Source organism: Streptomyces sp. NPDC005866, assembly GCF_040629895.1.
In the GTDB taxonomy this organism is placed as follows: domain Bacteria; phylum Actinomycetota; class Actinomycetes; order Streptomycetales; family Streptomycetaceae; genus Streptomyces.
The window spans coordinates 48,960-75,555 of sequence record NZ_JBEXWP010000001.1 but is presented as its reverse complement, the minus strand read 5'-3'; the positions used below and the strand labels follow the sequence as shown (position 1 = coordinate 75,555).

Sequence of the window (26,596 nt, the reverse complement as noted above, 5' to 3'; positions counted from 1 at the left end):
ACTTGCCCGGTAACGCAGTGTGCCCATCGTCCTACGCGGTGGGCACACTGCGTTGTGCAACCCTTTCCCGAGTTTCGCCGTCTGACCAGGCGGAGCGACGATGGTCCGGTACGTGCCGATGATCCGGGTGCGCCGGGCCTGACCCTGAAAGCAGGGGGTAACCGAGCAGTCGTACGAGAACGAGGAGCCCATGTCCGCCGAGAGCACGCCCGAGCCCGGTATACCCGAGGCCGACCCGAACTTCCCGGGCCGCCGGGGTAAGGGCCGCCGCCGCAAGGCCCCCGGCAGGGGACACAGGGCGCTCCTCGTCACGGCCTGGACGGCGGCCGGCATCCTCGTCCTCGGCGGCACCGGCCTCGGCTACGTGTACTTCAAGCTCAACGGCAACCTCAGGACCGTCGACATCAACCAGGCACTCGGCAGCGACCGGCCCACCAAGGTCGACAACGGCTCCGAGAACATCCTGGTCCTCGGCTCGGACACCCGCTCCGGTTCCAACAAGAAGCTCGGCGGTGGCGCCGACGACGGCAGCGCCCGCTCCGACACGGCGATGATCGTCCACGTCTACAAGGGCCACAAGAGCGCCGGCGTGGTCTCCATCCCCCGGGACACCCTGATCAACCGCCCGTCCTGCACGGACGCGAACGGTGCCACGCACGGCGCGGCGACCGACGTGATGTTCAACTCGGCGTACTCCACGGGCGGCGCGACCTGCGCGGTCAAGACCGTCGAGTCGATCACCGGTGTCCGCATGGACCACTATCTGGAGGTCGACTTCTCCGGCTTCCAAAATCTCATCGACGAACTCGGCGGGGTCAAGGTCACCACGACCAAGAACATCGACGACCCGCAGAGCCACCTCGACCTCAAGGCCGGCACACACACGCTCGACGGCGAGCAGGCCCTGGGCCTGGTCCGCACCCGGCACGGCGTCGGCGACGGCTCCGACCTGGGCCGCATCCAGCTCCAGCAGGCCTTCGTCAAGGCCCTGATCAACCAGGTCAAGCAGGTCGGCGTCTTCACCAGCCCCAAGAAGCTGTACAACCTGGCCGACACCGCGACGAAGACGGTCACCACCGACTCCGACCTGGGCTCGGTGAACTCCCTGGTCGACTTCGCGAACGGCCTGAAGTCCATCGGCTCCAAGAACATGCACATGGTCACGATGCCGGTCGCGTACGACCCGTCGAACCCGAACCGCGTGATCGTGGCCGAGGCAAAGGCGAAGCAGGTCTGGACGGCTTTGAAGAACGACAGGCCGATCCCCGCGTCAGCGACCAAGGGCACGGCGACAGGGCAGGCCAAGGGGGTCGTGACGTCGTCGTAAGGCCGCGGGGAATAGATCACCCGTGCCCCCGGTTTTGGCTACGCGGCCAGCCCTGGCAGACTGGTACGTCGGCCCCGGTTCACGTTCCCGCAGCCCGCGGCAGCGACCCGGTGCCCTCCCGAAATCTAGGAGACACCTTGAAGCGCGAGATCCACCCCCAGTACGTCGAGACGCAGGTCAGCTGCACCTGTGGCGCGTCGTTCACCACCCGTAGCACCATCGAGTCCGGCACCATCCGGGCCGAGGTCTGCTCCGAGTGCCACCCGTTCTACACGGGCAAGCAGAAGATCCTCGACACCGGTGGCCGTGTGGCCCGCTTCGAGGCCCGCTTCGGCAAGGCTGCCGCCGGCTCCAAGAAGTAGCGAGCCCCATTTCGCCGGTCCACGGCCGTGTCCCCACGGGGGCACGCCCGGGACCGGCGTTTTTGGTCGCCCGCCTTCCCTTCCGTACGCAGTATCAGGAGCCAAAAATGTTCGAGGCCGTCGAGGAACTCGTCGTCGAGCACGCCGACCTGGAGAAGAAGCTCGCCGACCCGTCGGTCCACGCCGACCAGGCCAACGCGCGCAAGCTGAACAAGCGCTACGCCGAGCTCACCCCGATCGTCGCCACGTTCCGCTCCTGGAAGCAGACCGGCGACGACATGGAGACCGCGCGTGAACTGGCTGCCGACGACCCCGACTTCGCCGCCGAGGTCAAGGAACTGGACAAGCAGCGCGACGAGCTGACCGAGAAGCTGCGGCTGCTGCTCGTACCCAGGGACCCGTCCGACGACAAGGACGTCATCCTGGAGATCAAGGCGGGTGCGGGCGGCGACGAGTCCGCGCTGTTCGCCGGTGACCTGCTGCGCATGTATCTGCGGTACGCCGAGCGCGTCGGCTGGAAGACCGAGATCATCGACTCCACCGAGTCCGAGCTCGGCGGCTACAAGGACGTCCAGGTCGCCGTGAAGACCAAGGGCGGCAACGGCGCGACCGAGCCCGGGCAGGGCGTCTGGGCGCGGCTGAAGTACGAGGGCGGTGTGCACCGCGTGCAGCGCGTCCCGGCGACCGAGTCGCAGGGCCGTATCCACACCTCCGCCGCCGGCGTCCTCGTCACGCCCGAGGCCGAGGAGGTCGATGTCGAGATCAATCCGAACGACCTCCGGATCGACGTCTACCGGTCCTCCGGCCCCGGCGGACAGTCCGTCAACACCACCGACTCCGCCGTGCGCATCACGCACCTCCCCACCGGAGTCGTCGCCTCCTGCCAGAACGAGAAGAGTCAACTGCAGAACAAGGAGCAGGCCTTGCGTATCCTGCGGTCCAGGCTGCTCGCCGCGGCGCAGGAGGAGGCGGAGAGGGAGGCCGCCGACGCCCGCCGCAGCCAGGTCCGCACCGTCGACCGCTCCGAGAAGATCCGTACGTACAACTTCCCGGAGAATCGCCTTTCGGACCACCGCGTCGGCTTCAAGGCGTACAACCTGGACCAGGTCCTGGACGGTGACCTCGACGCGGTGATCCAGGCCTGCGTCGACGCGGACTCGGCCGCCAAGCTCGCGGCCGCGTAAGTCATGCACGACTGAGTACGACACGGAGGACCAGCGTGAACCTGCTGCTCGCCGAGGTGGCCCAGGCCACCCAGCGGCTGGCCGACGCCGGCGTGCCCTCGCCGCGCAACGACGCGGAGGAACTCGCCGCGTTCGTGCACGGCGTGAAGCGGGGCGCGCTGCACTCCGTCGCGGACTCCGACTTCGACGCCCGCTACTGGGAGGTCATCGCCCGGCGGGAGCAGCGCGAGCCGCTCCAGCACATCACCGGGCGCGCCTACTTCCGCTACCTCGAACTCCAGGTGGGTCCGGGCGTCTTCGTACCGCGCCCGGAGACCGAGTCCGTCGTCGGCTGGGCCATAGACGCCGTACGCGCCATGGACGTGGTCGAGCCCTGCATCGTCGACCTGTGCACCGGCTCCGGCGCCATCGCGCTCGCCCTCGCCCAGGAGGTCCCGCGCTCGCGCGTGCACGCCGTGGAGCTGTCCGAGGAGGCGCTCCGGTGGACCCGCAAGAACATGGCGGGCTCCAGGGTCGACCTGCGCCAGGGAGACGCCCTGGACGCCTTCCACGACCTCGACGGCCATGTCGACCTCGTCATCTCCAACCCGCCGTACATCCCGCTCACCGAGTGGGAGTACGTCGCCCCGGAGGCGCGTGACTACGACCCGGAGCTCGCCCTGTTCTCCGGCGAGGACGGCCTCGACCTCATCCGGGGCATCGAACGGACCGCGCACCGGCTCCTGCGCCCCGGCGGTGTCGTCGTCATCGAGCACGCCGACACCCAGGGCGGCCAGGTGCCGTGGATCTTCACCGAGGAGCGGGGCTGGGCCGACGCCGCCGACCACCCGGACCTCAACAACCGCCCCCGCTTCGCGACCGCCCGCAAGGCGCTGCCGTGAGCACCCCGCAGACCGATCCCCGGATGTCCCGGAAGTACGTGTACTTCGTGTACGAGGAGGCCCGCTAGACATGGCACGGCGATACGACACCAACGACGCGACCGACCGCGCGACGGGTCTGCGCGAGGCCGCGTCCGCCGTCCGCCGGGGCGAACTGGTGGTGCTGCCCACGGACACGGTGTACGGCATCGGCGCCGACGCGTTCACCGCGGAGGCGGTCTCCGACCTGCTGGAGGCCAAGGGCCGGGGCCGCAACATGCCCACCCCGGTGCTGATCGGCTCCCCGAACACGCTGCACGGTCTTGTCACCGACTTCTCCGAGCTGGCCTGGGAACTGGTCGACGCGTTCTGGCCCGGCGCCCTCACGCTGGTCGCCAAGCACCAGCCGTCCCTGCAGTGGGACCTCGGGGACACCCGGGGCACGGTCGCCGTGCGCATGCCACTGCACCCGGTCGCCCTCGAACTGCTCACCGAGGTCGGCCCGATGGCCGTCTCCTCCGCCAACCTCACCGGCCACCCGTCCCCGGAGACCTGTGACGCCGCGCAGGAGATGCTCGGCGACTCCGTCTCCGTGTACCTCGACGGCGGTCCGACCCCGGGCAACGTCCCCTCGTCGATCGTCGACGTCTCCCGTGAGGTTCCGCTGCTGCTGCGCGCGGGCGCCATCTCGGCCGAAGAGCTGCGGAAGGTCGTACCCGACCTCGAGGTGGCGAATTGACAGCCCCTGACGCGGGGCGTGGCATAGGCAACGGGGAGCGCGCAGCGGAGATCACGACCACGTTCGTCGGGCTCCCGCGCGACAGCTTCCGCATCCTCCACGTCAGCACCGGCAACGTGTGCCGCTCGCCGATCACCGAGCGGCTGACCCGCCATCTCGTGACGGACCGGCTCGGCACCTTTCTCGGCGGCGGGCTGATCGTGGAGAGCGCGGGCACCTGGGGCCACGAGGGCGCTCCCATGGAGGCCAACGCGGAGGCGGTCCTCGCCGACTTCGGCGCGGACCCGACCGGATTCGTCGGGCGTGAGCTGCTCGACGAGCACGTCATCAGGGCCGACCTCGTGCTCACCGCCACCCGTGACCACCGCGCCCAGGTCATCTCCATGGGCCACTCGGCGGGCCTGCGCACCTTCACACTGAAGGAGTTCACCCGCCTGGTCCGCGCGATCGACCCGGCGACACTGCCCGCGCTGGAGGAGGGCGTGGTCGTCCGCGCCCGCGCGCTGGTCCGCGCGGCGGCCGCGCTGCGCGGGTGGCTGCTGGCACCCACGGCGGAGGCGGACGAGGTCTACGACCCGTACGGCGCCCCGCTGCCGTTCTTCCGCTCCATCGGCGACGAGATACACGAGGCACTGGACCCGGTGGTGACGGCGCTGACGGGTGTGCCGGCGCGGATGTAGCCCGAGGCGCCGTACACATCGCGCGTCCCCTATGCCCCCGGCCTACATTGGATTCACGTCACCGTCGACCGCCCGGAGTGCGTCATGTCGGTCAGCCCTACCCTCGTCGAGGCCGATCCGCTGCGGCGCCAGGATCCGGAGCTGCTGGAGATCCTGCTGGGGGAGCTGGCGCGGCAGTCGACGTCGTTGCAGCTGATCGCCGCCGAGAACTTCACCTCCCCGGCCGTGCTGGCCGCCCTCGGCTCGCCGCTCGCCAACAAGTACGCCGAGGGGTATCCGGGCGCCCGGCACCACGGCGGCTGCGAGATCGTGGACGTCGCCGAGCGGCTCGCCGTCGACCGCGCCAAGGCCCTCTTCGGCGCCGCGCACGCCAACGTGCAGTCCCATTCCGGCTCGTCCGCCGTACTGGCCGCCTATGCCGCCCTGCTGCGCCCCGGTGACACCGTGCTCGCCCTCGGGCTGCCCTACGGCGGTCATCTCACGCACGGCTCGCCGGCCAACTTCTCCGGCCGCTGGTTCGACTTCGTCGGGTACGGGGTGGATGCCGAGAGCGGGCTCATCGACTACGACCAGGTGCGGGCGCTGGCCCGGTCCCACCGGCCCAAGGCGATCGTGTGCGGATCCATCGCCTATCCACGCCACATCGACTACGCCTTCTTCCGTGAGGTCGCCGACGAGGTGGGCGCGTATCTGATCGCCGACGCGGCCCATCCCATCGGGCTCGTCGCCGGGGGAGCGGCGCCGAACCCGGTGCCGTACGCCGATGTCGTGTGCGCGACCACGCACAAGGTGCTGCGCGGGCCGCGCGGCGGGATGATCCTGTGCGGTTCTCCCGAGCTGGCCGAGCGTCTGGACCGGGCTGTGTTCCCTTTCACACAGGGCGGCGCGCAGATGCACACCATCGCCGCCAAGGCGGTCGCGTTCGGGGAGGCGGCAACTGCGGCGTTCACCACGTACGCCCATCAGGTGGTCGCCAATGCGAGGGTTCTCGCGGCCGGGCTGGCGGACGAGGGGCTGGTGGTCACGACGGGTGGCACGGACACCCATCTGATCACCGCCGACCCCGCCCCGCTCGGTGTCGACGGGCGTACCGCCCGGGGCCGGCTCGTCGCGGCCGGGATCGTCCTGGACAGCTGCGCCCTGCCGCACGGCGATGCGCGCGGCCTGCGCCTGGGCACCGCCGCCGTGACCACCCAGGGTATGGGAGAGGCGGAGATGCCCCGGATCGCGGCTCTGCTGGCGGGTGTGCTGCGCGGGGCGACGGACGTGGGGAGGGTGCGTGAGGATGTGCGCGAGCTCACCGGTAGATTTCCGCCGTATCCCGGTTGAGGCAGGGTAGGCGCAGCGTCGTACAGCCGTTGTACGCCCGGCTCACAGCTCCGCGTGCAACCATCGACGCTACCCGGAAGTCCCCATACATATGCGTCCATCGCTAGGGTGTGGGGCTGTGATGGTTCAGCGAGACCTGTGGGGAAGCCTGTGCGTGAATACCTGCTGACGCTCTGCATCACGGCCGCGGTGACGTATCTGCTGACAGGGCCGGTGCGGAAGTTCGCGATCGTGGCCGGGGCCATGCCGCAGATCCGGGCCCGTGACGTGCACCGGGAGCCCACTCCGCGGCTCGGCGGGATCGCGATGTTCTTCGGCCTGTGCGCGGGTCTGCTGGTCGCCGACCACCTGACCAACCTCAACCAGGTCTTCGCGAAGTCGAACGAGCCGCGGGCGCTGCTCTCCGGGGCGGCGCTGATCTGGCTGATCGGCGTCCTGGACGACAAGTTCGAGATCGACGCCCTGATCAAGCTGGGCGGTCAGATGATCGCGGCGGGCGTCATGGTCATGCAGGGTCTGACGATCCTGTGGCTGCCCATCCCGGGCGTCGGCACGGTGGCCCTGACCCCCTGGCAGGGCACCCTGCTGACGGTGGCCCTCGTGGTCATCACCATCAACGCGGTCAACTTCGTCGACGGCCTGGACGGCCTGGCCTCCGGCATGGTGTGCATCGCGGCCGCGGCGTTCTTCATGTACGCCTACCGGATCTGGTACTCGTACGGCATCGAGGCAGCCGCCCCGGCCACCCTGTTCTCGGCGATCCTGATGGGCATGTGCCTGGGCTTCCTGCCGCACAACATCCACCCTGCGCGGATCTTCATGGGCGACTCCGGCTCGATGCTGATCGGCCTGGTGCTGGCCGCCGGTGCGATCTCGGTCACGGGCCAGGTCGACCCGGACGTGATGAACCTGTTCGCCGGGTCCGAGCGCAACGCCGTGCACCAGATGGTTCCGGTCTACATCCCGCTGCTGCTGCCGCTGACCATCATCGCGGTGCCGGCCGCCGACCTGGTGCTGGCGATCGTGCGGCGCACCTGGCGCGGCCAGTCGCCGTTCGCCGCGGACCGCGGGCACCTGCACCACCGGCTCCTTGAGATCGGCCACTCGCACAGCAGGGCCGTGCTGATCATGTACTTCTGGTCGGCGCTGATCGGCTTCGGGGCGCTGGCGTACTCGGTGAACTCCGCGTCCATGTGGATCGTGCTGGGCGTGGTCTTCTTCAGCGCGATCGGCCTGGGGCTGCTTCTGCTGCCGCGGTTCACTCCGCGCGTGCCGGTGTGGGCCGAGCGGTTCGTACCGCCGCGCTACCGGCGCCGTGAGCCCGTCCCGGAGGCCGCGGCGACGGCCGCGACTCCCCAGGCGGTCACCCCCGTGGTGCTGGAGAAGGCGGAGGAACCGTGCGACGGACACCGCGCTCCGGTGACGGCCGGCGTGGGCCGGGTCAATGGCGCGACCGCCGTCGGCCCCGGTTCACGGGTCCTGGACCGTCACACTTCCGAAACGTCGCGCTGACTCGCAAGGTAAGAATCTGACTAGAGCATTGCCAAATCGTGGGGGAGCAAAGCCCCCTAATACCAGACACAACGGCTCAGTTTTCGCTCAGACGGGCAGGTTCACTCTCGTGTGTGACAGCGAGCACACCTACCAGGTAAAGACCTCATCAAATAGTTTGTGATACGGTTCACGAGAACCCCGGACAGAGCCGAAGGACCCAAGTGCGATGGTCCATTGGCGTGAGGTCTTCGACCCTCCGGCCGGGACTACGCTCGTCCATGACGACACCCTGCCCCCTGCGAAAGCGGAGTTGCCGCCATGCCGTCCAATGACGCCCGGATCCTGGCCCAGGCCGCCGTACCCACGGCTGTCGTCGGCGTACTCGCCGCCGTCGTCAGCGGGGTCGTCGCGGGCGGCAAGGGGGCGATCGGGGCCGTCGTCGCGACGGCGGTCGTGATCCTCTTCATGGGGGTCGGTCTCTACGTTCTGCAGCGCACCGCCAAATCGCTTCCCCACCTGTTCCAGGCCATGGGGCTGATGCTCTACACGGCGCAGTTGCTGTTGCTGTTCGTCTTCGTCGCCGCCTTCAAAAACACGTCGCTGTTCAACCCCCGGGCCTTCGCCGTCGCGATCGTGGTCTGCACCGTGACATGGATCGCCGCACAGGCACGCGCCCAGATGAAAGCCAAGATCCTCTACGTGGAGCCCGAGAAGACCGGGCAGCCGTCGTGAGAGGTAGGCCCGGGATAAAGGCGCACGAGAGATGCTGCTATCGTCCGGTGCCAACTGCGGCATCGCGGGCGCGGGCATCTGAGCTGACGCCTGCTCAATCGCGAGGCGAGATGCCCCCCGGCCGCCCCCACATCCGTAACACCAGTCCCGTGCCGAATTGCGGCCACGCGCCGCGCCGACACAACGAGGTTGCCGTACCTATGCGCCACGCTGAAGGAGCCCGCGGTGAGTGCTGACCCGACGCAGGTGCTCGCCTTCGAGACCGACTGCCACATCTTCACCGGCTGTGGCTTCCCGGCTCCCGGCCTGCACTCGTTCATGTTCAAGCCCCTGTGGGGTGACGCCAACAGCAACCTGTACTTCAACAAGCCGATGCTGCTGGCGCTGCTCGGCTCGATCATCGTCGTCGGCTTCTTCTGGGCCGCCTTCCGCAAGCCGAAGGTCGTCCCCGGAAAGCTGCAGATGGTCGCCGAGACCGGATACGACTTCATCCGCCGGGGCGTCGTCTACGAGACCATCGGCAAGAAGGAGGGCGAGAAGTACGTCCCGCTGGTCGTCTCGCTGTTCTTCTTCATCTGGATGATGAACCTCTGGTCGATCATTCCGGTCGCCCAGTTCCCGGTGACGGCGATCATCTCGTACCCGCTCGTCCTGGCGCTGATCGTCTACGTCCTGTGGGTCTCGCTGACGTTCAAGCGGCACGGCTTCGTCGGCTTCTTCAAGAACGTCACCGGCTACGACAAGTCGCTCGGCGCGGTGCTGCCGCTCGCCATGCTCATCGAGTTCTTCTCGAACCTGCTGGTGCGGCCCTTCACCCACGCGGTCCGGCTCTTCGCCAACATGTTCGCCGGGCACACCCTGCTGCTGCTCTTCACGATCGCCAGCTGGTACCTGTTGAACGGCATCGGCATCGCCTACGCCGGCGTCAGCTTCATCATGACCATCGTGATGACGGCCTTCGAGCTCTTCATCCAGGCACTGCAGGCGTACGTCTTCGTCCTCCTGACGTGCACCTACATCCAGGGCGCCCTCGCCGAGCACCACTGAGCGCCGCCCCACCCACCCCCTGATCGTCCGGTGGCCAACCCCCACCGGTCCGTAAAGAAGAAGGAAGAATCGGCATGTCCGCTCTGCAGACCCTTGCTGCCGCCGGCGTCCACGGCTCCCTCGGCTCCATCGGCTACGGCCTCGCGGCCATCGGTCCCGGCGTCGGCGTCGGCATCATCTTCGGTAACGGCACCCAGGCCCTGGCCCGTCAGCCCGAGGCCGCCGGTCTGATCCGCGCCAACCAGATCCTCGGCTTCGCCTTCTGTGAGGCGCTCGCCCTCATCGGCCTGGTCATGCCGTTCGTCTACGGCACCTGATCCCCCGATCAGCGATAGCCCCCTAGACGAAAGGCACTGACATGAGCCAGCTGCTCATCACGGCGGCCGAGAGCGGGGAAAACCCCCTCATCCCGCCGATCCCCGAGCTCGTCATCGGCCTGCTCGCCTTCGTCATCGTCTTCGGCTTCCTCGCCAAGAAGCTCCTTCCGAACATCAACAAGGTTCTGGAGCAGCGCCGCGAGGCGATCGAGGGCGGTATCGAGAAGGCCGAGGCCGCGCAGACCGAGGCCCAGAGCGTCCTTGAGCAGTACAAGGCGCAGCTGGCCGAGGCTCGGCACGAGGCCGCGCGACTGCGCCAGGAGGCTCAGGAGCAGGGCGCCGCGCTCATCGCCGAGATGCGCGCGGAGGGCCAGCGGCAGCGTGAGGAGATCATCGCCGCCGGTCACGCCCAGATCGAGGCCGACCGCAAGGCCGCCGCGCTGGCGCTGCGCCAGGAGGTCGGCAAGCTCGCCACCGAACTGGCCGGCAAGCTCGTCGGCGAGTCCCTTGAGGACTACGCCCGGCAGAGCCGCGTGATCGACCGGTTCCTCGACGAGCTTGAGGAGAAGGCAGAGGCGGCTCGATGACCGCGCACGGAGCGAGCCGCCAGGCACTGGCAGCCGCACGCGAGCGTCTCGACGCGCTGACGGACTCGACGTCCGTGGACGCGACGCAGCTCGCGGACGAGCTGGCGGCCGTCACCGCGCTGCTCGACCGCGAGGGAGCCCTGCGCCGGGTCCTCACCGACCCGGCGCAGTCCGGCGAGGCCAAGGCCGAGCTGGTCCGGCGCCTGATCGGCGGCAAGGTCGGCGAGGCCACCGTCGACCTGCTCTCCGGCATGGTCCGCTCCCGCTGGTCGCAGCCCCGCGACCTGGTGGACGCGCTGGAGGAGCTGGCGAACATCGCCGACCTCACGGCCGCGGAGAAGGCGGACACGCTGGACGAGGTCGAGGACGAGCTGTTCCGGTTCGGCCGGATCGTCTCCTCGAACACCGAGCTGCGCGCCGCGCTCACCGACCGCAAGGCCACCGCCGCCGCGAAGACCGAACTGCTGCACCGGCTGCTCGGCGGCCGCGCCAACCCGGTCACCGAGCGTCTGGTCACGCGCCTTGTGACCGCGCCGCGGGGACGTAGCCTGGAAGCGGGCCTCGACGCCCTCACCAAGCTCGCCGCGGAGCGCCGCAACCGCGTCATCGCCGTCGTCACCTCGGCGGTACCGCTCAGCGACTCGCAGAGGCAGCGCCTGGGCGCCGCCCTCGCGAAGCTCTACGGCCGCCAGATGCACCTCAACCTCGACGTCGACCCCGCGGTCATCGGCGGGATCCGGGTGCGGGTCGGTGACGAGGTCATCAACGGTTCGATCGCGGACCGGCTGGAGGACGCGGCCCGCCGTATGGCGAGCTAGCGCGAACTCAAAAGCAGTACGTACTCACGACGGCCCGGGTTGGGCCGTACATGAAGAATCCTGGGGGTCGCCCCCAGACCCCCCAAGTGAAACTTCGGGCCCAACAAGGAGAGCAGGGAACCCAGATGGCGGAGCTCACGATCCGGCCGGAGGAGATCCGGGACGCGCTGGAGAAGTTCGTCCAGTCGTACAAGCCGGACGCGGCCTCGCGCGAGGAGGTCGGTACGGTCACCCTTGCCGGCGACGGCATCGCGAAGGTCGAGGGCCTGCCCTCGGCCATGGCCAACGAACTGCTGAAGTTCGAGGACGGCACCCTCGGCCTCGCGCTCAACCTGGAAGAGCGCGAGATCGGCTGCGTCGTCCTCGGTGAGTTCAGCGGCATCGAGGAGGGTCAGCCGGTGCACCGCACCGGTGAGGTCCTCTCCGTCGCGGTCGGCGAGGGCTACCTCGGCCGCGTCGTCGACCCGCTCGGCAACCCGATCGACGGCCTCGGCGAGATCGAGACCGAAGGCCGCCGCGCCCTCGAACTGCAGGCCCCCACGGTCATGCAGCGCAAGTCGGTGCACGAGCCGATGGAGACCGGCTACAAGGCCGTCGACGCCATGACCCCGGTCGGCCGCGGTCAGCGTCAGCTGATCATCGGTGACCGCCAGACCGGCAAGACCGCCCTGGCCATCGACACGATCATCAACCAGCGTGACAACTGGCGCTCGGGCGACCCGAAGAAGCAGGTCCGCTGCGTCTACGTCGCCATCGGCCAGAAGGGCTCCACCATCGCCTCCGTGCGTGGTGCGCTCGAGGACGCCGGCGCGCTGGAGTACACCACCATCGTCGCCGCCCCGGCGTCCGACCCGGCCGGCTTCAAGTACCTGGCGCCGTACACCGGTTCGGCCATCGGCCAGCACTGGATGTACGCCGGCAAGCACGTCCTGATCATCTTCGACGACCTGTCGAAGCAGGCCGACGCCTACCGCGCCGTGTCGCTGCTGCTGCGCCGCCCGCCGGGCCGCGAGGCCTACCCGGGTGACGTCTTCTACCTGCACTCCCGTCTGCTGGAGCGCTGCGCCAAGCTCTCCGACGACATGGGCGCCGGTTCGATGACCGGTCTGCCGATCGTGGAGACCAAGGCCAACGATGTCTCGGCGTTCATCCCGACCAACGTCATCTCCATCACCGACGGCCAGTGCTTCCTGGAGTCGGACCTGTTCAACGCCGGTCAGCGCCCCGCGCTGAACGTCGGTATCTCCGTCTCCCGAGTCGGTGGTTCCGCGCAGCACAAGGCGATGAAGCAGGTCTCCGGCCGTCTTCGCGTGGACCTCGCCCAGTTCCGTGAGCTGGAGGCGTTCGCCGCCTTCGGGTCCGACCTGGACGCCGCGTCGAAGGCGCAGTTGGAGCGCGGTCAGCGCATGGTCGAGCTGCTCAAGCAGGACCAGTACCAGCCGATGCCCACCGAGGACCAGGTCATCTCCATCTGGGCCGGTACCACCGGCAAGATGGACGACGTTCCGGTCGCCGACATCCGCCGCTTCGAGAAGGAGCTCCTGGAGTACCTGCACCGCAAGGAGCCGGGCCTCATGACCTCCATCCGCGAGGGCGGCAAGATGTCCGACGACACCCTCACGGCCATCGCGGACGCCATCGCCGAGTTCAAGAAGCAGTTCGAGACCTCGGACGGCAGGCTGCTCGGCGAGGACACTCCTGCCGCTGCCGCCAAGTGACGTAAGGAAGGGACCTGACTCATGGGAGCCCAGCTCCGGGTCTACAAGCGTCGCATCCGATCCGTCAGCGCGACCAAGAAGATCACCAAGGCGATGGAGATGATCGCCGCCTCGCGCGTCGTCAAGGCGCAGCGCAAGGTGGCGGCCTCCACGCCGTACGCGACCGAGCTGACGCGCGCGGTCACGGCGGTCGGTACGGGGTCGAACACCAAGCACCCGCTCACCACGGAGGCGGAGAACCCGACCCGTGCCGCGATCCTGCTCCTCACGAGCGACCGCGGTCTGGCCGGTGCCTTCAACTCCAACGCCATCAAGGCGGCGGAGCAGCTGACCGAGCGCCTGGACCGCGAGGGCAAGCAGGTCGACACGTACATCGTCGGCCGGCGCGGTGTCGCCCACTACAACTTCCGTGAGCGCAAGATCTCGGAGTCGTGGACGGGCTTCACCGACGAGCCGTCGTACGCGGACGCCAAGACGGTGGCGGCGCCACTGATCGAGGCCATCGAGACGCCGACCGAGGACGGCGGTGTGGATGAACTCCACATCGTCTTCACCGAGTTCGTGTCGATGATGACGCAGACCGCGCTCGACGCGCGGCTGCTGCCGCTGCGCCTCGAAGAGGTCGCGGAGGAGAAGCCCCAGGGCGAGATCCTTCCGCTGTACGACTTCGAGCCCTCGGCGGAGGACGTCCTCGACGCCCTGCTGCCGCGCTATGTGGAGAGCCGTATCTACAACGCGCTTCTCCAGTCGGCCGCTTCGAAGCACGCCGCCACGCGGCGCGCGATGAAGTCGGCGACCGACAACGCGGGCGAGCTGATCAACACGCTCTCCCGTCTTGCCAACGCGGCCCGCCAGGCCGAAATCACCCAGGAAATCAGCGAGATCGTCGGTGGCGCGAGCGCCCTCGCCGACGCGACCGCGGGGAGTGACCGCTAATGACCACCACTGTTGAGACCGCGACGGCCACGGGCCGCGTCGCCCGGGTCATCGGCCCGGTCGTCGACGTGGAGTTCCCCGTCGACGCGATGCCGGAGATCTACAACGCCCTCCACGTCGAGGTCGCCGACCCCGCCAAGGACGGCGAGAAGAAGATCCTGACCCTGGAGGTCGCCCAGCACCTGGGTGACGGCCTGGTCCGCACCATCTCCATGCAGCCCACCGACGGTCTGGTCCGCCAGGCCCCGGTGACCGACACCGGCTCCGCCATCTCGGTGCCGGTCGGCGACTTCACCAAGGGCAAGGTGTTCAACACCCTCGGTGAGGTGCTCAACGTCGACGAGCAGTACGACGGCGAGCGCTGGCCGATCCACCGCAGGCCCCCGAACTTCGACGAGCTCGAGTCGAAGACCGAGATGTTCGAGACCGGCGTCAAGGTCATCGACCTGCTGACCCCGTACGTCAAGGGCGGCAAGATCGGTCTGTTCGGCGGTGCCGGCGTCGGCAAGACGGTGCTCATCCAGGAGATGATCTACCGTGTCGCCAACAACCACGACGGTGTCTCCGTGTTCGCCGGTGTCGGTGAGCGCACCCGTGAGGGCAACGACCTCATCGAGGAGATGACCGAGTCGGGCGTCATCGACAAGACCGCCCTGGTCTTCGGTCAGATGGACGAGCCCCCGGGCACCCGTCTGCGCGTCGCGCTGGCCGGCCTCACCATGGCCGAGTACTTCCGTGACGTCCAGAAGCAGGACGTGCTGTTCTTCATCGACAACATCTTCCGCTTCACGCAGGCCGGTTCCGAGGTCTCCACCCTGCTCGGCCGGATGCCCTCCGCGGTGGGCTACCAGCCGAACCTGGCCGACGAGATGGGTCTCCTCCAGGAGCGCATCACCTCGACCCGCGGTCACTCGATCACCTCGATGCAGGCGATCTACGTCCCCGCGGACGACCTGACCGACCCGGCCCCGGCCACCACCTTCGCCCACCTCGACGCGACGACGGTTCTCTCCCGTCCGATCTCGGAGAAGGGCATCTACCCGGCCGTGGACCCGCTGGACTCCACGTCCCGGATCCTGGACCCGCGCTACATCGCCGCGGATCACTACAACGCGGCCATGCGCGTGAAGACGATCCTGCAGAAGTACAAGGACCTGCAGGACATCATCGCGATCCTCGGTATCGACGAGCTCGGCGAGGAGGACAAGCTCGTCGTCCACCGTGCCCGTCGCGTGGAGCGCTTCCTGTCCCAGAACACCCACGTCGCCAAGCAGTTCACCGGCGTGGACGGCTCGGACGTGCCGCTCGAGGAGTCGATCGCCGCGTTCAACGCGATCTGCGACGGTGAGTACGACCACTTCCCCGAGCAGGCGTTCTTCATGTGCGGTGGTCTTGAGGACCTCAAGGCCAACGCCAAGGAGCTCGGCGTCTCCTGAACTCGGCCTGAGTTCGTCCGAGGGGGCGGGCGCGTCCCGCCCCCTCATTCACGCCCCTTAGAATTGACCCCAACACCCGGCACCCCCGCCGGGTGGTGACCCGAGGAGCCACCCTTGGCTGCTGAGCTGCACGTCGAGCTGGTCGCCGCGGACCGCCAGGTCTGGTCCGGCGAGGCCAACCTGGTCGTCGCGCGCACCACGTCCGGCGACATCGGCGTCATGCCCGGCCACCAGCCGCTGCTCGGTGTGCTGGAGTCGGGCCCGGTGACCATCCGTACGAGTGAAGGTGGGACGGTCGTCGCCGCGGTGCACGGCGGTTTCATCTCGTTCGCGGACGACAAGCTGTCGCTGCTGGCCGAGATCGCCGAGCTCTCGGACGAGATCGACGTCCAGCGCACGGAGCGGGAACTGGAGCGCGCGAAGGCGGAGGGCGATGCCACCGCCGAGCGACGCGCCGACGTCCGTCTGCGGGCGGCGACAGCGCGCTGACACACTGCGCGTATGCGTTGACGTAACTCAGCCGCGGCTGGGACCGGAGCCATCCGGTCCCAGCCGCGGCTGAGGCAGATCTGGGTCTTTTTACGTTCCATTACCTAGGAGACGGGGAGGTCGGTGCCGATGGTCCTCGCTCTGACTGTGTGCGGAATCGTGGTCGCGCTCGTGGTGGTGGGACTCTTCCTGTTCGGACTGCGGCGCAGACTGATCCAACGCTCCGGCGGCACCTTCGACTGTTCCCTGCGCTGGGACGTCCCCGAGAAACCGGACACCAGCGGAAAAGGCTGGAGCTACGGCGTCGCCCGCTACAACGGCGACACCGTCGAGTGGTATCGGGTCTTCTCCTACGCCTACCGCCCCCGCCGGGTCCTGGAACGCGACCGGATCGAGGTGACCGGCCGCCGCCTCCCCGAGGGCGAGGAGGAACTGGCGCTGCTCTCCGACGCCGTGATCCTCGCCTGCACCCATCGGGGCACCCGCCTCGAACTCGCCATGAGCGACGACGCGCTGACCGGATTCCTCGCGTGGCTGGAAGCAGCCCCGCCCGGACAGCGAGTGAACGTGGCGTAGCCACGTTCACTCGCTGGGTGGGGTCCCCCCCGGACGGAAGTCCGGGGGGAGCGTCAATGTTGCTTGGCGACTCTTTTACGACATACCCGAGTTGATGGCACTCACCAGTTCGCCGTCGGTGGTGTCACCGCTGAACTCCCAGAAGAACGCGCCGCCGAGGCCCTGGGACTTGGCCCAGTTCATCTTGCCCGCGATCGTCGCCGGTGTGTCGTACGACCACCAGTTGCTGCCGCAGTGCGCGTACGCCGTGCCCGCGACGGTGCCGGTGGCCGGGCAGGACGTCTTGAGGACCTTGTAGTCCTCGATGCCCTGCTCGTAGGTGCCCGGCGCCGGGCCGGTGGCCGTGCCGCCCGGTGCGTCCTGCGTCACGCCCGTCCAGCCGCGGCCGTAGAAGCCGATGCCGATGAGCAGCTTGCTCGCCGGGACGCCCTTCGACTTGAACTTGGCGATCGCGTCGGCCGTGGTGAAGCCAGGCGTCGGGATGCCGGTGTAGGTGGTGAGCGGGGAGTGCGGGGCGGTCGGGCCGTTGGCGTTGAAGGCGCCGAAGAAGTCGTACGTCATCACGTTGTACCAGTCGACGTACTGGGCCGCGCCAGCGTAGTCGGCGGCGTCGATCTTGCCGCCGGAGGTGCCGTCCGCGGTGGTGGCCGCGGTGACCAGGTTGTTCGAGCCGAACTTGGCGCGAAGAGCGGCCATCAGGTTCTTGTAGGCCGCGGCCCCGCTGGTGTCACAGCTCAGCCCGCAGGCGTTCGGGTACTCCCAGTCGATGTCGATGCCGTCGAAGACATCGGCCCAGCGCGGGTCCTCGACCAGGTTGTAGCAGGACTGGGCGAACGCGGCCGGGTTGGCCGCCGCCTGGGCGAAGCCGCCGGACCAGGTCCAGCCGCCGAAGGACCACAGCACCTTGATGTTCGGGTACTTGGCCTTCAGCTCGCGCAGCTGGTTGAAGTTGCCGCGCAGCGGCTGGTCCCAGGTGTCGGCGACACCGCTCACCGACTGGTCGGCGGTGAACGCCTTGTCGTAGTCGGCGTAGGAGTCGCCGATCGCGCACTGGCCGTTCGTCACGTTGCCGAAGGCGTAGTTGATGTGCGTGATCTTGGCGGCGGAGCCGGACGTCACCAGGTTCTTGACGTTGTAGTTACGGCCGTAGATGCCCCACTCGGTGAAGTAGCCGAGCTTGACCTTGGAGCCGGTGGGCGGGGGAGTGGTCGTACCGCCGGTGGTGTGCACGGCGACCGCTCCGCTGGCCGGGCCGGTCTGGTCGGCGGTGTCGCGGGCCTGGACGGTGTAGGAGTAGTCGGTGCCGGCCATGAGACCCGTGTCGGTGTACGACGTGGTGGTCACCGTGGAGACGACCTTGCCGTCGCGGAGCACGTCGTAGTTCTTGACGCCCTTGTCGTCGGTGGCGGCGGACCAGCTCAGCTTCACCGAGGTGTCGGTGATGCCGGACGCGGTCGGGGTGCCGGGCGCGGAGGGCGCCGCGTCGCCGGGGACGGTGGTGCCGCCGTCACAACTGGCGCCGTTGAGCAGGCAGTTGCTCGGGGAACCGGAACCCGCGCCGTTGAAGCCGAAGGAGACCGAGGCGCCGGGGGCGATGGAGCCGTTGTATGACTTGTTCTTGGCGGTCCAGCGGGTGCCGGAGGAGGTGACGTCCGCGTCCCAGGCCGAGGTGACCGAGGTGCCGGAGGGGAAGTCCCACTGGACGGTCCAGGAACTGATCGTGGCGGTACCGGTGTTCTTGACGGTCCACTGGCCGCCGAAGCCGGTACCCCAGTCCTGGGTCTTGGTGTACGAAGCGGTGGCGGTCGTCGCTGCCTGGGCGGGGGCCGCGAGGCCGACGAGACCGGCCAGGGGGAGCAGCAGGGTCGCGAACGCTGCCGCGGCTCTGTGTCTGAAGCGCATGCTGCGCCTCCTATGGGGAGTTGGGGGGCACGACTGAGCCTTCGCACCCACAGTGCCGCGAGAATAGAAAGGTCTGGACCACCGGTCAATAGGTCTGGACCACTCTCTGAAAGCGGGCCTAGATCCCCAACTCCTTTGCCAGCACCGCCGCTTGCACCCGGCTGCGCAGCCCCAGCTTCGCCAGCAACCGGCTGACGTGGGTCTTCACCGTGGCCTCGGCCATGTCGAGCCGGGCCCCGATGTCCGCGTTGGACAGCCCCTCACCCAGACACCCCAGCACCTCGCGCTCCCGCGGGGTCAGCGGCTCGAGAACCGCCGGATCGGCCCTCGGCCCGCGCACCGGCCGGGCCGCGAACTCCGCGATGAGCCGCCGGGTCACGGCAGGGGCGACGATCCCCTCGCCCCGCGTCACCGTCCGCACCGCCGCCAGCAGATCCCGCGCGTCCGTGTTCTTCAGCAGAAACCCGGCGGCGCCGGCACGCAACGCCCCGAACACATATTCGTCGAGGTCGAAGGTGGTCAGCACCAGGACGTCCGCGAGGCCCTCCGCGACCACCTCCCGGGTCGCCGACACCCCGTCCAGGCGCGGCATCTGTACATCCATCAGCACCAGATCCGGCCGTAGCTCCCGGGCCAGCGCCACCGCCTGCTCCCCGTCCGCCGCCTCCCCGACCACCTCGACATCGGGCGCGCTGCGCAGGATGAGGACGAGTCCGGCCCGCACGGCCAACTGGTCCTCGGCGACCAGGACACGGATCATTCGCTCGCTCTTTCGCTCAGGGGCTCAGGGTTCAGGGGGAGGGTGGCGTGTACGGCCCACCGCGCTCCGTCCGGCCCGGCCTCGAAAGTGCCGCCGAGCAGCGCGGCCCGCTCCCGCATACCGATCAGACCGGCGCCGGAGCCGGGCACCCGCGGCCCCTCCCGGTCGCCGTACGGGCTGGTCACCCGGACGTCGAGGACACTGTCGCGGCGGGCGAGGGCGACCGTGATCCGGCCCGGGCGGGCGTGCTTGAGGGCGTTGGTGAGGGACTCCTGGACGATCCGGTAGGCGGCGAGCTCCACGGGCGCGGGAACCTTCACAGGCACGGGGACCTTCGCCGACGAGGCGTACAGGATGACGTCCGGGCCGGTCGCCGGTCCTGCGTCCAGCACGACGTCCAGGCCGTTCGCGCGGGCGCTGTCGACCAGCGCGGGCAGGCCGTCCAGGGTGGGGGCGGCGGCGGGCTCCCCGTCGCCTCCGCCCGCCTCCCGCAGGATGCCGATGAGCCGCCGCATCTCGGCCAGACCCGCCACACTGTTCTCCCGGATGGCGGACAGCGCCTCCTTCGAGGTGCTCTGCTCGTCGATCGACAGGGCGGCCGTGGAGTGCAGGGCGATCGCCGACAGATGGCCCGCGACCAGGTCGTGCAGATCCCGCGCCGTCCGCGCCCGCTCCGCGGCGACCGCCTGGACCCGGTCCATCTCGGCCAGCAGCGCGGTCTGTTCGGCGCGCAGCCGGGCGGCCGTGGCGGCGTCCCGGTGGTCGCGCACGATCCAGCCGGTGGCCGCCGGGCCGAACGACACGATCCCGGTGACCACCCCGATCAGCAACGCCTCCGGTACCTGCCACACGGCGAACGGCACCAGCGTCCCGGCCACCGTGAGCAGCCCCGTGATCCAGGGGATGCGGCGGGCCGAGGCGGGCGGCCCGTACAGAACGGCCGCGTACACCAGGTCGGTGAACATCAGGACCGTGGCCAGATTGCCCTGGGTGACCTGGTCCGCGCAGATGGCGACCGTGCCGGTCAGCAGGGCGGCGCGTGGCGCGGTGCGGCGGGCCAGCTCGCAGCAGGCCGTCACACACAGCGGCAGCAGCACCGGCCAGGGGCCGTCGAAGAGGCTGAGCGGGTAGTCCCGCGACCGGGTGCCCAGCCCGAGCCCCGCCAGCAGCAGCCCGCCGAGCAGGCCGCCGACCGCGACGTACACGTCGAAGCGGTGCGGTCGGGGAAGTCGCGGGGCCATGGCTCCATCCAACACGGCCCGCACGGCGTGCGCCTGCGCCGCGGGGAGGGTCCCGTACTCCATCTTTCGATGTACGGGGGGTTCGTCACCGCCGACGACGCGCCGGCCGCCCGCCGCCGGGAGCCTGGAGGGGTGACCGAGACACCGGCGAATCCCCGGTGAGGAGCCAACCGTGATCGTCGCCCTGATCATCGTCTGCGAAGTGGCCTTCTGGGTGCTGCTCGCGGCCGGTCTGGCCGTCCGCTACCTGCTGAAACGGCGCCGGACCAGCGTCGTACTGCTCTTGTGCGAGCCCGTCCTCGAACTCGTCCTGTTCGTGGTCACCGCGATCGACCTGCGCAACGGTGCCGAACCCAGCTGGGAGCACGGCCTGGCCGCGCTCTACATCGGCTTCACCGTCGCCTACGGCCACTACACGATCCGCTGGCTGGACGGCCACGCGGCCCACCGCCTGGCCGGTGCCCCGCGCCCGCCGAAGCCGCCCCGCTTCGGCATGGCGCGCGCCCGCCACGAGGGCAGCCTGTGGCTGCGTACGGTCCTGATGGCGGTGGTCGCCTGCGCCCTGCTCCAGGCCGCGATCTGGTACGTCGGCGACGGCGACACCTCGTCGCTGCGGACCTTCCAGTGGGTGGCGCTCAGGGCCGTCGGCCTCCATGGTGTGATCGCGCTGACGTATGTCGTCCGGCCGAAGAAGCGGCCGGACGGAAAGCTGGATCCAGCGAAGCCGGACTCGGCGAGGCCGGGCTCAGCGCTCCCCACCGGGGACCCACAGCACGTCCCCGACGTCCTTGTTGGCCGTCCGGGCAAGGATGAACAGTAGGTCCGACAGCCGGTTGAGATAGGTCGCGGTCAGCGGGTTCATGCTGCCGTTTTCTCCTTGGCCGCCGTGCACCTCCAGCGCGGCCCACGTCGACCGCTCGGCCCGCCGGACCACCGTGCAGGCCTGGTGGAGCAGGGCCGCGCCGGGGGTGCCGCCGGGCAGGATGAACGAACGGAGCTTCTCCAGCCGCTCGTTGAAGCGGTCGCAGTCCGCCTCCAGCTTGTCGACGTAGAACTGCTCGACCCTCAGCGGCGGGAACTCCGGGTTCTCCACCACGGGTGTCGACAGGTCCGCGCCGACGTCGAAGAGGTCGTTCTGCACCCGGGTGAGCACCTGGACGACCTCCTCGTCCAGCCCGCCCAGCGCGATCGCCGTCCCGATCACTGCGTTCGCCTCGTTGGCGTCCGCGTACGCCGAGATCCGCAGATCGGTCTTGGCGACCCGGCTCATGTCCCCGAGGGCGGTGGTGCCCTGGTCGCCGGTCCTGGTGTAGATGCGCGTCAGATTGACCATAGGGCCAGCCTAATTACGTGGACGCGATGCGCGAGGCCGACGCAGGCTCGTACACGACCGTGACGGTGGGCACACGCGTGGTTGCGGACGGCCGGAGCATCGAGGAACTGCAGCCGGGGCGGTGGGTGAGCGCCCGCGCGCTTCCAAGTGGGGAACAGTACGGTCATGGCGGTCATCGGGTGCGAAGTGGTCAAGGCGGAGCGATCCGTGCGAAGTATCACGAGAGGTACTGCCCCTTCTCCACGGCATCGAGGAGCCGTTGAGCGAGAAGCTGCTCAACTACGCGGTACATGCCGCGGAATGAACGGTGCCCCGGGGCCCGGCTGACGAGACGTGACGGTTGTCTCACGCCCTGAGACCGTGACACGCATTACTTACCGGGTTTCCCGGCCCCTCACGAGCGCTAGGGTCCCGCCCAAGAGGCATACCTAAACAGCGTGTAAGGGGAGCGGAGTGGCACGGAAGCTTGCCGTCATCGGGGCCGGCTTGATGGGTTCCGGCATCGCCCAGGTCGCCGCGCAGGCCGGCTGGGACGTGGTCCTGCGTGACGTCACCGACGAGGCTCTGGACCGTGCCATCGGGGGCATCCAGGCCTCGTACGACAGGTTCGTGAGCAAGGGGAAGCTGGAGGCGCACGACGCCGACGCCGCCCTGTCCCGTATCACCACGACCACCGACCTGGACGCGGTCGCCGACGCCGATGTCGTCGTCGAGGCGGTCTTCGAGAAGCTGGAGGTCAAGCACGAGATCTTCCGCGCGCTCGACAAGATCGTGCGCCCGGACGCCGTGCTCGCCTCCAACACCTCCGCCATCCCGATCACCAAGATCGCGGCGGCCACCGAGCACCCCGAGCGGGTCGTCGGCGTCCACTTCTTCTCGCCGGTGCCCATGATGCAGCTCGTGGAACTGGTCCGCGGCTACAAGACGAGCGACGAAACCCTCGCCACCGCGCGGGAGTTCGCCGAGTCCGTCGGCAAGACCTGCATCGTCGTCAACCGGGACGTCGCTGGCTTCGTGACGACCCGGCTGATCTCGGCGCTCGTCGTCGAGGCCACCAAGCTGTACGAGTCGGGCGTCGCCACCGCCGAGGACATCGACCTGGCCTGCAAGCTGGGCTTCGGCCACGCCATGGGCCCGCTGGCCACGGCGGACCTCACCGGCGTCGACATCCTGCTGCACGCCACCAGCAACATCTACACCGAGTCGCAGGACGAGAAGTTCGCACCGCCGGAGCTGATGCGCCGGATGGTTGACGCCGGTGACATCGGGCGCAAGAGCGGGCAGGGCTTCTACACGTACTGAAACATCAGTACGTAATCAGTACGTAGGGTCGCTAATCGCCTCCGAAAACGCACAAGCCCCAGGAGTTTCACTCCAGGGGGTGAATTCGGTATCGGTTCGCTTACAGATGGCAACCTCTGACCGTCGAACGCAGTCAGAGGTTGCATCACCGGACATCACTTTCACGGAGTAGGACAGACACGCACTCTCGGGGAGCGCATATGCACATCAGGGGCGACCACGCCGAGCTGGTCGTCGGGGGCCGCCTCGACGTCCGCAGCGCGGCGGACGCCCGTACGGTCCTGCACTCGGCCGTCGACGACGGAGTCGGCGATCTGGTGCTGGACCTGTCCGAGCTGGACTCCTGGGACGCCACCGGACTCGGGGTCATCATGGGGGCGCACCGGCGGGCCGGCCGCTGCGGCCGCCGCCTGGTGCTGCGCGCCGTACCGCCACAGATGCAGCGCCTGCTGGTGGCCACCAGGCTGCACCGGATCCTGGCGATCGAGGGGGGTATCGGGGTGGACTCACTGCCGCGGGTGTGACACCCGGACCGGGTGTGCGGCGGCGAACAGGTGGGACACGGTGTGAACCGGGCGACGGGGGGTGACCCGGACGGACGGCGCACAAGCGCATGTCAGGCGCAATCCTCTCGAGACTGTGATGACTTGGACGGCACGGTACCCCGGGCTGTCGTAGATACTGTGCGAAGGTTTAGGGTTCGGTCGCCCGCTGCCTTGCCACCCTTCGAGCGCGGGCCCGGACCAGAAGCGACAGTGCAGTGTGCAACAGGCCGGGAGGGGCCCGAATTCACGGCACACCACGCTTTTGGGGGCTAGGAACCTATGGACCCGATCAACCCGGGACCCGAGGCGTACGGCCATGACGGCGACGGCACCACACCGCGCCAACGGCCGCCCAGGGAATCCCTCACCAACGACTTCGGCCAGAGCGCGCCGCCGCTCGCCCGTACGGCGCGGCTGGTCTCCGGCGACTTCCTGCTGACCGTGAACCCGGTCGACGGCAGCGAGATAGAACCCTGCCCGCCGGCCGAGCGCCCCGCCGGACCGGAGAAGCGCACCGCCGCCGAACGCGCCGAGTTCGAGCGCGCCGCCCGGCCGCCGGTACCGCCCGGTCCCGCCCAGCCCGAGCTGCCGCTCCTGGAGCGCCAGGACGACCGCGAGCGGCTGGTACGACTCCTCGCCCGCGGCCGCTCCGTCCGCCTCACCGGCCCCTCGGGCTCCGGCCGCACCGCACTCCTCGACCTGGTCGCCGACGACTGCGCCGACCTCGCCCCCGACGGCGTGGTCCGCCTCAGCGGCTTCCACCGCACGTCCGCGGACCTGCTCCACGACCTCTTCTACGCCGTCTACAAGGCGCCCGCGCACCGCCCCGAGCACGACGAGCTCCTCGAACTGGCCCGTGACATCGGCGCGATCGTCGTCCTCGACGACATCGAGTTCGGCGGCTCCGGGCTCGACGAGCTGATCGACGCCACCCCCGAGTGCGCCTTCCTGATCGGCGCCACCCCGGACGTGCCGGCGCCCTCCGCCGACTCCGCCGTCGAGGAGCTCTTCCTCAGCGGCCTGGAGCGGGCCGGGGGAGTGGACATCCTGGAGCGCGCGGTCGGCCGTGTGCTCACCGAGGAGGAGGCCAACTGGGCGGGCGACCTCTGGTTCGAGTCGGAGGGCCTGCCGCTGCGGTTCGTCCAGGCGGGCGCCCTGCTGCGCCAGCGCGACCAGTTGCGGGCCAGCGCGGGCGCCGTCGACGAGTTCGGCGTCTTCGCATCCGATCTGACGGCCGACGTGCCCTTCGACGCCGAGGCCGCCGACGAGGTCCCGCTCCCGTCCCTCGGCGAGGCCGCCGCGCCCGCCCCGCTGCTCGCCTCGCGCCTCAGCGCCTCCGCCCGGGCCACCCTGCGCTTCGCGGTCGCCCTCGGCGGCGAGGTCCCGCACCAGGCCCATCTCCCCGCCCTCGTCGGCGACACCCACGCGGACGCCGCCCTCGGCGAACTGGCGGGCTGCGGACTGGTCTCCCCGGTCGGCTCCCGCTACCGCCTCACCGCGGGCGTCCAGCAGCAGCTGGAGGCCGCGGGATACGCCGACGACACCGAGGCCCAGGCCCTCACCGCCGCCCAGCACTACTCCTGGTGGGCCGGGCACCCCTCCGTCACCCCCGAACGGGTGTGCGCCGAGGCCGACGCGGTCCTCGCCGCCCTGGCGGTCCTCGTCCCCGCCACCGTGCCCCCGGCCGAGGGCGAGGAGTCCACGCCGGTACGACTGGCCCGTACGGCCGCGCCCGCGTTCGCGGCCGGGCTGCAATGGAGCGCCTGGGAACGCGCGCTGCGGGCCGGTGCGGAGGCCTCCCGCCTTGCCGGTGAGGTAGGTGAACAAGCCTATTTCCACCACGAGTTGGGGATACTCGCGCTCTGCGGCGACCAGCTGGACCGGGCCCGGGCTGAACTGGAGGCCTCCATCGGCCTGCGCGGGGCGCTCTCCGACAAGCGGGGTACGACGGCCGGCCGCCGTGCGCTGGCGCTGGTCGCCGACCGTTCGGGCGAGGTCTTTCCCAGCCTCGCCGCGATGGCGGGCGACGAGATCCCCGAAGCCCGCCACGAGGAGTCCATATCCCCGGCGGGCGGCGTCATGACGCCCTTCCCGGCCGTCCACCCCCCGATCCCGGGCACACTGGTCACCCGCCGCGCCCCGGGGCGTCCGACCCCGGCCCAGGGCGGCGGCGGTCTCGTGCGCATGGCCCGCCGCAACCTGGTCGCGGTGGGTTCGGGCGTGCTCCTCACCGCGGTCCTCGGCACGGTGGTGGGGCTCGGCATGACCTCCCAGGACAATGCCGACAACCCGGCCAACAATGTGAGCGTCAACCCGTCGGCGAGCGCCGGCACGGGCGACGGCAGCCTGGGCGCCGACCCGAAGCAGTCATCGGGCACGGCGGACAAGGTCAAGGCGACGCCCACACCTACGGACCCCGGCCCGGACGGCACGCTGGGCACGTCGGACGACCCGACCCCGCCGTCGGACCAGGTATCCCCTTCGGACGCACCGACGGGGACGAAGGGGTCGTCGGGTGGTGGGGGGACGTCGAGCAAGCCGACACCGACCCCGTCCAAGTCGTCGCCCAGGCCGTCCTCGAAGCCGTCGAAAACACCACCGCCCTCGGACCCCTCGACGCCCACCCCGCCGGCGAGCCCCACGGAGTCCCTGACCCCGTCCGCCCCTCCCACCACAACCAACTCGGCAAGCGGCCCGGCGTCCAACTCCCCGAGCGTCACGACGTCGAGCGCATCGGAGAGCATCACCCCCGGAACATCGACCGGCACGGTGATCTGAACCGGCCACCGCCACTCCGGCCCCGGAGGGGTGAGCGGCGGGGCAAAGAAGAGCTGAGCGGCGGGACAACGGAGAAGGCGCCGACTCCGTCAAGGAGAAGGCGC

At 69.5% G+C, this 26,596-nt stretch carries 26 protein-coding genes; 22 read left to right on the top strand and 4 right to left on the bottom strand.

Annotated elements, in window-relative coordinates; translation table 11 throughout:
* The first annotated feature begins 190 nt into the window (after positions 1-190).
* The 18 genes from ABZ396_RS00365 to ABZ396_RS00280 all read left to right on the top strand — a co-directional run bounded on the left by ABZ396_RS00365 (position 191) and on the right by ABZ396_RS00280 (position 16,631).
* On the top strand, positions 191-1,327 hold the full coding sequence (locus tag ABZ396_RS00365) for an LCP family protein (protein WP_358925501.1): 1,137 nt from the start codon (positions 191-193) through the stop codon (positions 1,325-1,327).
* Between the two features lie 137 nt (positions 1,328-1,464).
* Positions 1,465-1,689, top strand: a complete 225-nt coding sequence (gene rpmE, locus ABZ396_RS00360) for a 50S ribosomal protein L31 (protein ID WP_358925499.1) — start codon at positions 1,465-1,467, stop codon at positions 1,687-1,689.
* 107 nt (positions 1,690-1,796) lie between these two features.
* Complete coding sequence (gene prfA / locus ABZ396_RS00355) at positions 1,797-2,873, top strand: peptide chain release factor 1 (RefSeq protein ID WP_358925497.1); 1,077 nt, start codon at positions 1,797-1,799, stop codon at positions 2,871-2,873.
* A gap of 35 nt (positions 2,874-2,908) precedes the next feature.
* Entirely contained in the window at positions 2,909-3,754 is an 846-nt protein-coding gene (gene prmC / locus ABZ396_RS00350) for a peptide chain release factor N(5)-glutamine methyltransferase (protein ID WP_358925495.1), read from the top strand.
* A 70-nt stretch (positions 3,755-3,824) separates the two neighbouring features.
* Complete coding sequence (locus tag ABZ396_RS00345) at positions 3,825-4,472, top strand: L-threonylcarbamoyladenylate synthase (protein WP_358925493.1); 648 nt, start codon at positions 3,825-3,827, stop codon at positions 4,470-4,472.
* The gene (locus ABZ396_RS00340; RefSeq protein WP_358925491.1) at positions 4,469-5,152 is read left to right on the top strand and encodes a protein-tyrosine-phosphatase; all 684 of its coding nucleotides are present in this window, start codon (positions 4,469-4,471) and stop codon (positions 5,150-5,152) included. Before ABZ396_RS00345 ends, ABZ396_RS00340 begins: the two co-directional genes overlap by 4 nt.
* Positions 5,153-5,236: 84 nt before the next feature.
* Entirely contained in the window at positions 5,237-6,481 is a 1,245-nt protein-coding gene (gene glyA / locus ABZ396_RS00335; RefSeq protein WP_358925489.1) for a serine hydroxymethyltransferase, read from the top strand.
* Positions 6,482-6,631: 150 nt separating this feature from the next.
* The gene (locus tag ABZ396_RS00330) at positions 6,632-7,993 is read left to right on the top strand and encodes an MraY family glycosyltransferase (RefSeq protein WP_358925487.1); all 1,362 of its coding nucleotides are present in this window, start codon (positions 6,632-6,634) and stop codon (positions 7,991-7,993) included.
* A gap of 300 nt (positions 7,994-8,293) precedes the next feature.
* Positions 8,294-8,707 carry a hypothetical protein gene (locus ABZ396_RS00325; protein WP_358925486.1) on the top strand — a complete coding sequence of 138 codons (414 nt, stop codon included), beginning with the start codon at positions 8,294-8,296 and terminating at the stop codon, positions 8,705-8,707.
* Between the two features lie 225 nt (positions 8,708-8,932).
* Positions 8,933-9,754 carry a F0F1 ATP synthase subunit A gene (gene atpB, locus ABZ396_RS00320; protein ID WP_358925484.1) on the top strand — a complete coding sequence of 274 codons (822 nt, stop codon included), beginning with the start codon at positions 8,933-8,935 and terminating at the stop codon, positions 9,752-9,754.
* A gap of 74 nt (positions 9,755-9,828) precedes the next feature.
* Positions 9,829-10,071: a F0F1 ATP synthase subunit C gene (locus ABZ396_RS00315; protein WP_352224704.1), complete on the top strand. Its 243-nt coding sequence runs from the start codon at positions 9,829-9,831 to the stop codon at positions 10,069-10,071.
* Positions 10,072-10,112: 41 nt separating this feature from the next.
* Entirely contained in the window at positions 10,113-10,658 is a 546-nt protein-coding gene (locus ABZ396_RS00310) for a F0F1 ATP synthase subunit B (protein WP_358925482.1), read from the top strand.
* Positions 10,655-11,476, top strand: a complete 822-nt coding sequence (locus ABZ396_RS00305; RefSeq protein WP_358925480.1) for a F0F1 ATP synthase subunit delta — start codon at positions 10,655-10,657, stop codon at positions 11,474-11,476. The genes ABZ396_RS00310 and ABZ396_RS00305 overlap by 4 nt, the downstream gene beginning before the upstream one ends.
* Positions 11,477-11,601: 125 nt before the next feature.
* Complete coding sequence (gene atpA / locus ABZ396_RS00300) at positions 11,602-13,194, top strand: F0F1 ATP synthase subunit alpha (protein WP_358925478.1); 1,593 nt, start codon at positions 11,602-11,604, stop codon at positions 13,192-13,194.
* A gap of 21 nt (positions 13,195-13,215) precedes the next feature.
* Positions 13,216-14,130, top strand: a complete 915-nt coding sequence (locus ABZ396_RS00295) for a F0F1 ATP synthase subunit gamma (RefSeq protein ID WP_358925476.1) — start codon at positions 13,216-13,218, stop codon at positions 14,128-14,130.
* Entirely contained in the window at positions 14,130-15,566 is a 1,437-nt protein-coding gene (gene atpD, locus ABZ396_RS00290) for a F0F1 ATP synthase subunit beta (protein WP_358925474.1), read from the top strand. Before ABZ396_RS00295 ends, atpD begins: the two co-directional genes overlap by 1 nt.
* Positions 15,567-15,680: 114 nt before the next feature.
* On the top strand, positions 15,681-16,055 hold the full coding sequence (locus ABZ396_RS00285; RefSeq protein WP_352224698.1) for a F0F1 ATP synthase subunit epsilon: 375 nt from the start codon (positions 15,681-15,683) through the stop codon (positions 16,053-16,055).
* A 129-nt stretch (positions 16,056-16,184) separates the two neighbouring features.
* Complete coding sequence (locus ABZ396_RS00280; protein WP_359183455.1) at positions 16,185-16,631, top strand: DUF2550 domain-containing protein; 447 nt, start codon at positions 16,185-16,187, stop codon at positions 16,629-16,631.
* Between the two features lie 75 nt (positions 16,632-16,706).
* On the opposite strand, the gene ABZ396_RS00275 is transcribed toward ABZ396_RS00280, so the two are convergent.
* The 3 genes from ABZ396_RS00275 to ABZ396_RS00265 all read right to left on the bottom strand — a co-directional run bounded on the left by ABZ396_RS00275 (position 16,707) and on the right by ABZ396_RS00265 (position 20,534).
* On the bottom strand, positions 16,707-18,533 hold the full coding sequence (locus ABZ396_RS00275) for a glycoside hydrolase family 18 chitinase (protein ID WP_358925472.1): 1,827 nt from the start codon (positions 18,531-18,533) through the stop codon (positions 16,707-16,709).
* A 118-nt stretch (positions 18,534-18,651) separates the two neighbouring features.
* Positions 18,652-19,293: a response regulator transcription factor gene (locus ABZ396_RS00270; RefSeq protein ID WP_358925470.1), complete on the bottom strand. Its 642-nt coding sequence runs from the start codon at positions 19,291-19,293 to the stop codon at positions 18,652-18,654.
* The gene (locus ABZ396_RS00265; protein ID WP_358925468.1) at positions 19,290-20,534 is read right to left on the bottom strand and encodes a histidine kinase; all 1,245 of its coding nucleotides are present in this window, start codon (positions 20,532-20,534) and stop codon (positions 19,290-19,292) included. Before ABZ396_RS00265 ends, ABZ396_RS00270 begins: the two co-directional genes overlap by 4 nt.
* A 172-nt stretch (positions 20,535-20,706) precedes the next feature.
* Here ABZ396_RS00265 and ABZ396_RS00260 point away from each other — a divergent pair, with 172 nt between their 5' ends.
* Positions 20,707-21,354 (top strand): hypothetical protein, encoded by a 648-nt coding sequence (locus ABZ396_RS00260; RefSeq protein ID WP_358925466.1) that lies wholly within the window; start codon positions 20,707-20,709, stop codon positions 21,352-21,354.
* Here the strand turns inward: ABZ396_RS00260 and ABZ396_RS00255 are convergent.
* Positions 21,280-21,867: a cob(I)yrinic acid a,c-diamide adenosyltransferase gene (locus ABZ396_RS00255; RefSeq protein WP_358925464.1), complete on the bottom strand. Its 588-nt coding sequence runs from the start codon at positions 21,865-21,867 to the stop codon at positions 21,280-21,282. The genes ABZ396_RS00260 and ABZ396_RS00255 overlap by 75 nt on opposite strands.
* 453 nt (positions 21,868-22,320) lie before the next feature.
* Between ABZ396_RS00255 and ABZ396_RS00250 the strand changes: the two genes are divergently transcribed.
* The 3 genes from ABZ396_RS00250 (at position 22,321) to ABZ396_RS00240 (ending at position 26,492) form a co-directional block, all read left to right on the top strand.
* The gene (locus ABZ396_RS00250; RefSeq protein WP_358925462.1) at positions 22,321-23,169 is read left to right on the top strand and encodes a 3-hydroxyacyl-CoA dehydrogenase family protein; all 849 of its coding nucleotides are present in this window, start codon (positions 22,321-22,323) and stop codon (positions 23,167-23,169) included.
* Between the two features lie 200 nt (positions 23,170-23,369).
* Entirely contained in the window at positions 23,370-23,693 is a 324-nt protein-coding gene (locus ABZ396_RS00245; RefSeq protein ID WP_358925460.1) for an STAS domain-containing protein, read from the top strand.
* A 300-nt stretch (positions 23,694-23,993) separates the two neighbouring features.
* Entirely contained in the window at positions 23,994-26,492 is a 2,499-nt protein-coding gene (locus ABZ396_RS00240) for an ATP-binding protein (protein WP_358925459.1), read from the top strand.
* Positions 26,493-26,596: the final 104 nt, after the last annotated feature.

Excerpts from the sequence above, each read along its gene's own strand:
- atpA (WP_358925478.1), top strand. The coding sequence starts at position 11,602 with ATGGCGGAGCTCACGATCCGGCCGGAGGAGATCCGGGACGCGCTGGAG.
- ABZ396_RS00325 (WP_358925486.1), top strand. The coding sequence starts at position 8,294 with ATGCCGTCCAATGACGCCCGGATCCTGGCCCAGGCCGCCGTACCCACG.
- ABZ396_RS00280 (WP_359183455.1), top strand. The coding sequence starts at position 16,185 with ATGGTCCTCGCTCTGACTGTGTGCGGAATCGTGGTCGCGCTCGTGGTG.
- prfA (WP_358925497.1), top strand. The coding sequence starts at position 1,797 with ATGTTCGAGGCCGTCGAGGAACTCGTCGTCGAGCACGCCGACCTGGAG.
- ABZ396_RS00365 (WP_358925501.1), top strand. The coding sequence starts at position 191 with ATGTCCGCCGAGAGCACGCCCGAGCCCGGTATACCCGAGGCCGACCCG.
- ABZ396_RS00295 (WP_358925476.1), top strand. The coding sequence starts at position 13,216 with ATGGGAGCCCAGCTCCGGGTCTACAAGCGTCGCATCCGATCCGTCAGC.
- glyA (WP_358925489.1), top strand. The coding sequence starts at position 5,237 with ATGTCGGTCAGCCCTACCCTCGTCGAGGCCGATCCGCTGCGGCGCCAG.
- ABZ396_RS00315 (WP_352224704.1), top strand. The coding sequence starts at position 9,829 with ATGTCCGCTCTGCAGACCCTTGCTGCCGCCGGCGTCCACGGCTCCCTC.
- ABZ396_RS00270 (WP_358925470.1), bottom strand. The coding sequence starts at position 19,293 with ATGATCCGTGTCCTGGTCGCCGAGGACCAGTTGGCCGTGCGGGCCGGA.
- ABZ396_RS00240 (WP_358925459.1), top strand. The coding sequence starts at position 23,994 with ATGGACCCGATCAACCCGGGACCCGAGGCGTACGGCCATGACGGCGAC.
- ABZ396_RS00245 (WP_358925460.1), top strand. The coding sequence starts at position 23,370 with ATGCACATCAGGGGCGACCACGCCGAGCTGGTCGTCGGGGGCCGCCTC.
- ABZ396_RS00275 (WP_358925472.1), bottom strand. The coding sequence starts at position 18,533 with ATGCGCTTCAGACACAGAGCCGCGGCAGCGTTCGCGACCCTGCTGCTC.
- ABZ396_RS00345 (WP_358925493.1), top strand. The coding sequence starts at position 3,825 with ATGGCACGGCGATACGACACCAACGACGCGACCGACCGCGCGACGGGT.
- atpD (WP_358925474.1), top strand. The coding sequence starts at position 14,130 with ATGACCACCACTGTTGAGACCGCGACGGCCACGGGCCGCGTCGCCCGG.
- ABZ396_RS00265 (WP_358925468.1), bottom strand. The coding sequence starts at position 20,534 with ATGGCCCCGCGACTTCCCCGACCGCACCGCTTCGACGTGTACGTCGCG.
- ABZ396_RS00255 (WP_358925464.1), bottom strand. The coding sequence starts at position 21,867 with ATGGTCAATCTGACGCGCATCTACACCAGGACCGGCGACCAGGGCACC.
- ABZ396_RS00310 (WP_358925482.1), top strand. The coding sequence starts at position 10,113 with ATGAGCCAGCTGCTCATCACGGCGGCCGAGAGCGGGGAAAACCCCCTC.
- ABZ396_RS00305 (WP_358925480.1), top strand. The coding sequence starts at position 10,655 with ATGACCGCGCACGGAGCGAGCCGCCAGGCACTGGCAGCCGCACGCGAG.